Raw genomic sequence first — 7,488 nt, 5'->3', positions numbered from 1 at the left:
CGGCAGCTCGCCCGCGGCGACCTGGTGCTGGTGTATCTGGCTGCCGCCAACAGGGATCCGGCCGTGTTCGACGACCCGCACCGCTTCGACATCGAACGGCCAAACGCTGGAAGGCATCTCGCTTTCTCCGGGGGCCGGCACTTCTGTCTGGGCGCAGCCCTCGCCCGGGCCGAGGGCGAGGTGGGCCTGCGGACCTTCTTCGACCGCTTCCCGGAGGTGCGCGCGGCAGGGGCCGGCCGCAGGCGCGAGACCCGCGTGCTGCGGGGATGGTCGTCACTGCCGGTGGCGCTGGGGCCGGCCCGGTCGATGGCCGCCGCCGAAAGCTAGTCGTCCGCCGGATCTCATCACGGGCCGACGCGCGCGGGTTGACGCAGGTGGTTGACACCGGCGCGGTGATCGAGTTTATTGGCCGGTATGACAGAGGTTTCTATGATCGCGGTCGAGGACGTCGTCCATGGGCTGTGGCAGGCCCTTTCGAGGCGTGATTGGGAAGCGATCCCGACGTTTCTGTCCGACGACTGCCTCTACGTCGACATGCCGGTTCCGGCGTTGTCGGCCCGCGGTCCGGAGGACATCGTCAAACGCCTCAAGATGGGTCTCGAGCACTTGGCGGGCTACGAGAACCACACCGGCGTGCTGGTGTCCAACGGTTCCGACGTGCTCTACGAGCACTCCGAGACATGGACATTCGCGACCGGCGAGCAGGGAGTGCTGCGATTCGTGACGGTCCACAAGGTCGTCGACGGCAAGATCACGGTCTGGAAAGACTACTGGGACATGAACAGCCTCGTCGCCTTCGCTCCCCCGAACCACTTCGAGGCGTTGGCGACCGGCGATACCAGTTGGGTGTTCGACGCGTCGGCGCTTGTCTGACAGTTCCCTTTTCAGGAGCGGGCTCGCGGATTGGACTGCTGCGCAACGCAATGCGTTGATCGATGCGCGGTGCCGTGGAATGCCGGCATGGCCACCCCTCATCGACCATTCCGGCGATCCCTCGGCACAAACTGCGACAGGGCTTGACTACAAGCTGCCCCGTTGGGGATATGGCACGCGGTCACCAGAACCGGCGGGGTAGCAACCGCCACTGGGTGACGCGTAGGCCGGACGCGCCAAAGCGGCGGCCGCGGTGACGATGGCCGCGGTGACCGCGGCACCGGACAACATGTGCCCAAACCTCCTCGTTGCCTCAGTTTGGTGACGTTGCCCGATCCGTCTCCGAAAGCCTATGCGCACCGACGGTTGGTTACATCGGATTTTGTGAAAAATTTGTGCCCGAATCCATTCTCATGGCCGGTTGCCGGGCTACGTGAGGTTGTAGATCCGCGCGGCGTTCTCGCGGGCGATGAGATCGACCACCCGGATCGCGTCGGTCTCGCTCCAGTCGCCGTTATCGACGAATTCGCGGAGCACCCGGTGGATACCCCGGCGCCACAACACCGCTCCGAGAAAGTGCAGTTCCGCGGGACCGAATCCGTCTGACGAATAAAGGATCTTGGAGAATGGCGCCATCTCCAGCAGTCGCGCGAGGAACGCCGGCGACCGCGCCCCCAGGTGGTTCACGCTCAGCCCGCCGTCGAGATAGACGTTGTTGAACGCCTGCGCCAAATAGCCGGCCTCACGCTCGTAGGGATAACAGTGCAACAGGACGATCGGGACGTCCGCCGATTGGCGCAGAAACTCAAGCAGCAGAAGCGGATTGGCCTGACGTAGATCGCAATCACGATCGCCGAACCCGACGTGGAATTGCAATGGCTTGCCGAGGCGCAGCGCCTGGTGCAATCCGAACCGCAGCAGGACCCGGTCCCGCAACCGGGTCCCGCCACGCTCGCGCCACCGGCCGGCGGCCTGGGCAACCTCCGCTGTCGACGGCTCACTGAGGTCGCCCTCGAATCCGCCGCGGTAAGCCAAAATCGATTTGGTGCCGACGGCGCCGGCCGCGCGCCCGCGCAGGATCTCCTCGAATGCCGCCGCGTAGTCACCCGGCGTTTGCGCGGCCTGCTCGGCCACCTCCTCGAGGCGCACGATTTCGCGCGCGCGGCCGCGGGACAACCGAGCCATATCCGCAACCCCGGCGAACCCGCCGCTTCCGATCCCGGTGTCCACCAACCATTCGTATACACCGGCGGCCGACAGGAACAGGCGGCCGAGTTCGTCTTCGCCGAACTGGCGACGACGATCCCAATATGCCTGCGGATCGACATGTTTGGGTAGGCCCAGAACGGCCGCACAGTGAGCTCGCAGGGCGAACCCGAGTTGTGAGTCGAAGCCCGAATCGGTGATGGGCTCGGTGTTGGCCTCGTTGAGTGCGTTCTCGAATCGTTGCCGCTCCCCGGCCGTCAACCAACAACCGTGGACGTGCTGATCGATCAGCGACACGCCGCCGATGTGTTCGGCCAGGTCGCGGGTGTCGGCGGTCATACGCAGCCCTGTCACAGACTCCAGGCCATGCGGAACTGATCCGCCAGTTGCCCGGGGTCCCGGTCGCCGTAGCGCTCGTGTTCCAGTCGGCGAACCGCGACCACCATGTCGACCGCCTGATCGCCCAGAATGCACCGCATCCGCTCCGATGCGTCAAGTGCCGCAATTGCTTCGGCCTGCGAGTCGGTCAGGCGCACGATGCCGTCACGCTCGCGGTCGGCACTGGAGAGGGCCGCCGGGTCGACCGTGATCTCCGGCGGCAGCGCGGCCTCGGATGTGATTCCGTCCAGCGCGAGCCCGAGGATGGCCGCTGACGCCAGGTACGGGCTGGCCGAGGGATCGACGACCTTTACCTCGACGTTCCCGCCACGCGGGCTGCCGGGTCCGCCGGTGACGAATCGCACTGCAGCCTCGCGGTTTTCGGTGCCCCAGCACGCATACGCGCCGGCCCAATTACCGGGCCGCATCCGCAGACCCGAGACAATCGATCCGCACAGCACGCCCTGGGCTTCCGGGAGGCCGCGGACAACACCGGCCACCGCGCTCTCCCCCGCCGGCGTCATCCCCTGAGTGCCTGCGCCGTCGGAGAACAGCGGACCGCCGGAGGCCGTCAGCGAAAAATGTTGGTGGGCACCGGATCCGACGCCGTCGGCAAAGGGGGCGGGCGACAAGCTGATGCGAAGGCCGTGGCGGCGGGCTGCGCGGCCGATGATGAGCCGCATCAAAATCAGCTGATCGGCCGCGGCCACCGGGGGTTGCGGTGGCAGCGAGATCTCGAACTGGTTGGCGCCGTACTCGGGATGGATCTGTTCGATCCCGATGAGGGCCGCCGTCGCCGACCCGATCACATCCCGGATGAACGCTTCGTGCTCCAGCAGGCCGGCAAGGCCGTACTGGGCCCACGACGTCGACGGCAGCCGCCCGCCGTCCGGGCCGACCAGAAGGAATTCGATTTCGTGCCCGACCGTCGCCTCGATGCCGGCTTCGGCGAGCGCGGACTGGATTCGTCGCAGGGTTCCCCGACCGCACGTGCGTACGGGCGTGCCGTCCTGCTCGAAAAACTCGGCGGGCGCCCACGCCAGGCCGTCGCCCGCGATGCGCAACGCCGACAGGTCGATACGAAGACGTTGATCCCCCACCACCCCCACGTCGGCGGTGAAGGCGATGCCGGTCTGGTCGATGGTGAAGACGTGCCAGGAAGGGCTCGCCCCCAGACCGGGATCCGCGAACGTGTTGGTCTGCCGGATCGGAACCGCCTTGGCCAGGGTGAGGCCGGCGGGATTGACGACGGTGCCGATGACCGTGTCGACGCCCTCGGCCTCCAGCTGGGCAATCGCCGCGGCCGCAAGCGGTGTACCGGTCATGGCAGTCATTCTGCAACCTCGAGGCGGCCCGGTATGGCAAACCGTGTCGTCGTCGGCACCGCGGATCAGTTCTGGCGGCCGACGAGCTCGGAGACGAATCGATCGAGGAAACTGTCCACGGGTGCACTGCCGGCCGGCCGGATGACGAACTTCGTCAACCCCGCCTCGAGGTAGGCGTCCAGCTGGCGGTGCAGCCGATCCCACCCGGCGGCGATCAGCTCATCGGGGTCGAGGTCCGGTCGGCGCCGGCGGGCCGCCGCGGCCAATTCCGCGGGCAGGTCGCCGTCGGAGACGGCCAACGAGATGCCGAAGTGGTCGGGTTCGATCCGCCGGCCGGCCTGCGCCGCGGCCCGCTCGATCGCCTCGCGCCCGGCCTTGGCCTCCGCCGGGGTGAGGAAGCTGCCCAGCCAGCCGTCGCCCAGCGCGCCGATGCGTCTGAACGCCGCCGGTGCCGACCCGCCCAACCAGATTTCCAGCGGCGGTGTCGGCCTCGGCGCGACCGCCGCACCGGTGACGGTGAAGTAGTGGCCCGTGAACGAGGCCGAATCCTCTTCCAACGCCGAGCGCAGCACCCGCAGCGACTCGTCGAAGACCGCCGCCCGCTGGCCGTCGGGAACCACGAACACCGCGCGCTCGGCCGGGATCGCCGAACGCAAACCGAACACCGGCAGGACCCGCTTCGGTGCGACGGCCGCCAACGATGCCAACTGCTTGGCCACCAGCACCGGATGCCGCCCCGGCAGCACGGCCACCGAGGTCCCCACCTTCAACCGGGTCGTCCGGGCGAGCGCATAGGCCATCCCGACCATTGGATCGACCGCCGGTGAGTACACCAGCTCGGAAAACCACAGCGAGTCCACTCCGTTGGCCTCGAGATGATCGACGATGGCGGCCAGCTGACTCGGAGCGGTGTCCGCACCCAGCCCGACGCCGAAACGAACTTTCACCGGCGCCTCCCTCTGCGTTGTCTCACCAGTAGCGCAACAGCGTGGCGCCGCCAGTTGTGCCCGACGCGCGCGTCATCGCCGGTCGCCCGGAAAGTGGTGGGCGGCTACACGCGGCTGGGTATGGTCAGCTTGCACGCCTGGCCGATGTCGAGGGTCCGCAACACTCGGCCCATGCCCACCCACAACGCGCAGGACAGCGCCAGGTCGGCGAGTAACTCATCGGAGAAGTGCTCGGCGCAGCGGCTCCAGAAGTCTTCGTCGTCGCGCAGCGCGGTGTGGTCGGTGGCGAAGCGGTCGGCAAACTCGGCCGCCAGCCGCTCCTGGTCGCTGTAGCCGGACCAGGTGCGCCACTCGTGGACGTGGTCGTAGAGCTCTTCGTCGACGCCCGCGGCGGGCCCGTCTTCGTCGCGAGTGTTGACGCAGACGACGCATTCGTTGCGGTGAGCGATCACGGCGCGCGCCAATTCGCGAGTGCGCAACGGCAACCGGTTTTTCGTGTACACCGCCTGGCTGAAGGCGCCGAGTGCGCCGCCGATGTCCGGGGACTTCGCGAACCAGCCGGCCAGGTCGTCATCAGCAAAAGTTCCGATTCGGCTCATGGCGTGATGGTACGCCCGCCGCCTGGCCGCGGTCGCGGTTGTCGGGAAACGGGCACCGCCACCGGTTAGCGAACGCCCGCGTTGATAGCCGTGGTTGGCGTTTCATCATGCCAATCTCGTTGGGCGAGAACTCGATGCGCGACGCGTTCGAGCGCGGCCTGCACCGCGCGGCGATCTGGCCGGCCCTCGAAGCCCGGTGAGCGGGCCAGCTTGTCGACGAGCCAGGCCACCAGAAGCGAGTGCACGTAGGCAACTTGCTGAGCCCCTACCGGGGTGAGCCACATCCGTTCGCCGTCACCCTGCGCGTAGCCGTCAGCCGCCAGGTGAGAGAAGGTGGGCTCGAGAACCTCGAACGGTATCCGGAGATAGTCGGCAATGTCGGTGAGACGAGCGGCCCCGTACATCTGCGTGTAGCGATTGATGCGCAATACTCCCCACAGCCCGGCGACGTCGAGCCGGCAATCGGGTCGCATGGCGATGCTGCGCAACCGCATGCCGGTTTCGCCGCGCAACATCCGCGCGATCGCGTTCTCCAGCATCTGTTCCGGCGTCTCGGTGGTCGGCATGCCGAACGCGTCACCGAGATCCATTGTGCTGTCGTGAATATCCCTGAGCGGAACCTCGCGCAGAAACAGCGCCAGCACGAAACCGACCAGGGCGACCGGCGCGGCCCAGAAGAAAACCGCGGTGAGAGACTCGGCGTAGGCCGCCACGATGGGCGCGGCCACGTCATGTGGCTGCCGGTGCAGGGCCCCGGGCGAACTGACCGCGCTGGGCGGGGCGCCGCTGGCCGCCAGGGCCGGCCCGATTCTGCCGTTGAGGAAGTTCACGAACAGCGAGCCGAATATCGCCGCGCCGAACGAACTTCCGATGGTGCGGAAGAACGTCACCCCCGATGTGGCGACACCGAGGTCTTCGAAGTTCGACGTGTTTTGCACGATGAGAACCAGCACCTGCATGGACAACCCGATGCCGGCGCCCAGGATGAGCAGGTACAGCGACTGGATCAGGGTGGGCGTGGACGGCTCCATCCGTGACATCAGAAGAAACGCCAGCGCCATCAGCGCGGTACCGGTCACCGGAAATACCTTGTAGCGGCCGGTCCGGCCGACCAGGGTGCCGCTGCCGGTCGAGGTGATCAGCATCCCCACCACCATCGGCAACGTGCGCAGACCCGAGGTGGTCGCCGAAACACCGTTGACATACTGCATATAGGTGGGCAGGAACGTCAGCGCACCCAACATCGCAAAGCCCACAACGAAGGACAGCACGCAACACACCGTGAACACCGGACTGGCGAACAACCGGATGGGCAAGATCGGCTCGGTGGCGCGACGTTCCACCACTACGAAAACGCCCAGCGCCAGCGTGGCGCCGACGAATAAGCCGATGATCGCCGGCGACCCCCACGGATACAGCGCGCCGCCCCAGCTGGTCGCCAGCGTCAGGGCGGCGGCGCCGAGGCCGACGAACGCTATTCCGGAGTAGTCGACGACCGGCTTGGCGGACGCGGTCAGCGCCGGAATCGCCGCGGCGGCAACGAAGATCACGACCACCGAGATCGGCACGTTGACCCAGAACGCCCACCGCCACGTCAGGTAGTCGGTGAAGTAGCCGCCCAGCAATGGACCGATGACGGTCGTGACGCCGAAGACCGCTCCGAGGATGCCCTGGTATCGGCCCCGCTCCCGCAGGGGAACGACCTCGCCGATCAGCGCGCTGGCGGTGACGGTGATCGCGCCACCGCCGATCCCTTGCAGGGCACGCGATCCCACCAGCATGACCATCGACTGGGACAGCCCGCACAACGCCGATCCGATGACGAAGAAAACGATGGCCGCCTGGAACACCCGCTTGCGCCCGTACAAATCCCCGAGCTTGCCGGCCAGCGCGGTGACGACGGTCGATGCGAGCAGATAGCTGGTGACGACCCAGGACTGATGGCCGGCATCACCCAAGTCGGCGACGATCGTCGGCAGCGCCGTCGCGACGATGGTCTGGTCCAGCGCCGCGAGCAGCATGCCGAGCACGACCGCGACGAAGATCAGGTTGCGCCGTCGCGGACTGATCAGCTCGCCGCTGGCCGCGGAATCCGCCGCCGGGGTCGCCTGGTTTACCGCTGCTCTCGGGCTCGTCATGCCAGCCCGACGGTACCTAGTT

General features: G+C 67.3%; 7 protein-coding genes. 2 read left to right on the top strand and 5 right to left on the bottom strand.

Annotated features, from left to right (window positions below):
- Both Q0W90_RS00960 and Q0W90_RS00955 read left to right on the top strand, forming a co-directional pair.
- On the top strand, nt 1–327 hold a 327-nt coding region (locus tag Q0W90_RS00960; protein ID WP_297772706.1), incomplete at its 5' end, for a cytochrome P450.
- A gap of 102 nt (nt 328–429) precedes the next feature.
- Nucleotides 430–873 carry a nuclear transport factor 2 family protein gene (locus tag Q0W90_RS00955; protein ID WP_297596387.1) on the top strand — a complete coding sequence of 148 codons (444 nt, stop codon included), beginning with the start codon at nt 430–432 and terminating at the stop codon, nt 871–873.
- Nucleotides 874–1,302: 429 nt separating this feature from the next.
- Here the strand turns inward: Q0W90_RS00955 and Q0W90_RS00950 are convergent, their stop codons facing one another.
- From Q0W90_RS00950 to Q0W90_RS00930, 5 genes are all read right to left on the bottom strand, one after another.
- A complete protein-coding gene (locus tag Q0W90_RS00950; protein ID WP_297772714.1) occupies nt 1,303–2,418 on the bottom strand; it encodes an amidohydrolase family protein in 1,116 nt (371 codons plus the stop codon).
- A gap of 11 nt (nt 2,419–2,429) precedes the next feature.
- Nucleotides 2,430–3,782, bottom strand: a complete 1,353-nt coding sequence (locus Q0W90_RS00945; protein WP_297701519.1) for a glutamine synthetase family protein — start codon at nt 3,780–3,782, stop codon at nt 2,430–2,432.
- A 65-nt stretch (nt 3,783–3,847) separates the two neighbouring features.
- Nucleotides 3,848–4,729, bottom strand: coding sequence for a TIGR03854 family LLM class F420-dependent oxidoreductase (locus Q0W90_RS00940; RefSeq protein ID WP_297596339.1), 882 nt, complete (start codon nt 4,727–4,729; stop codon nt 3,848–3,850).
- A gap of 104 nt (nt 4,730–4,833) precedes the next feature.
- Nucleotides 4,834–5,328 carry a carboxymuconolactone decarboxylase family protein gene (locus tag Q0W90_RS00935; protein WP_297596337.1) on the bottom strand — a complete coding sequence of 165 codons (495 nt, stop codon included), beginning with the start codon at nt 5,326–5,328 and terminating at the stop codon, nt 4,834–4,836.
- A 65-nt stretch (nt 5,329–5,393) separates the two neighbouring features.
- Complete coding sequence (locus Q0W90_RS00930; RefSeq protein WP_297772703.1) at nt 5,394–7,466, bottom strand: MDR family MFS transporter; 2,073 nt, start codon at nt 7,464–7,466, stop codon at nt 5,394–5,396.
- Nucleotides 7,467–7,488 lie beyond the last annotated feature (22 nt).

Origin of the sequence: Mycobacterium sp. (genome assembly GCF_025933915.1) — a bacterium.
Classification (GTDB): Bacteria; Actinomycetota; Actinomycetes; order Mycobacteriales; family Mycobacteriaceae; genus Mycobacterium.
The sequence above is the reverse complement of the archived record's forward strand: the minus strand, read 5'-3'. Positions and strand labels throughout refer to the sequence as shown.

Excerpts from the sequence above, each read along its gene's own strand:
- Q0W90_RS00955 (WP_297596387.1), top strand. The coding sequence starts at position 430 with ATGATCGCGGTCGAGGACGTCGTCCATGGGCTGTGGCAGGCCCTTTCG.
- Q0W90_RS00950 (WP_297772714.1), bottom strand. The coding sequence starts at position 2,418 with ATGACCGCCGACACCCGCGACCTGGCCGAACACATCGGCGGCGTGTCG.
- Q0W90_RS00945 (WP_297701519.1), bottom strand. The coding sequence starts at position 3,782 with ATGACCGGTACACCGCTTGCGGCCGCGGCGATTGCCCAGCTGGAGGCC.
- Q0W90_RS00935 (WP_297596337.1), bottom strand. The coding sequence starts at position 5,328 with ATGAGCCGAATCGGAACTTTTGCTGATGACGACCTGGCCGGCTGGTTC.
- Q0W90_RS00930 (WP_297772703.1), bottom strand. The coding sequence starts at position 7,466 with ATGACGAGCCCGAGAGCAGCGGTAAACCAGGCGACCCCGGCGGCGGAT.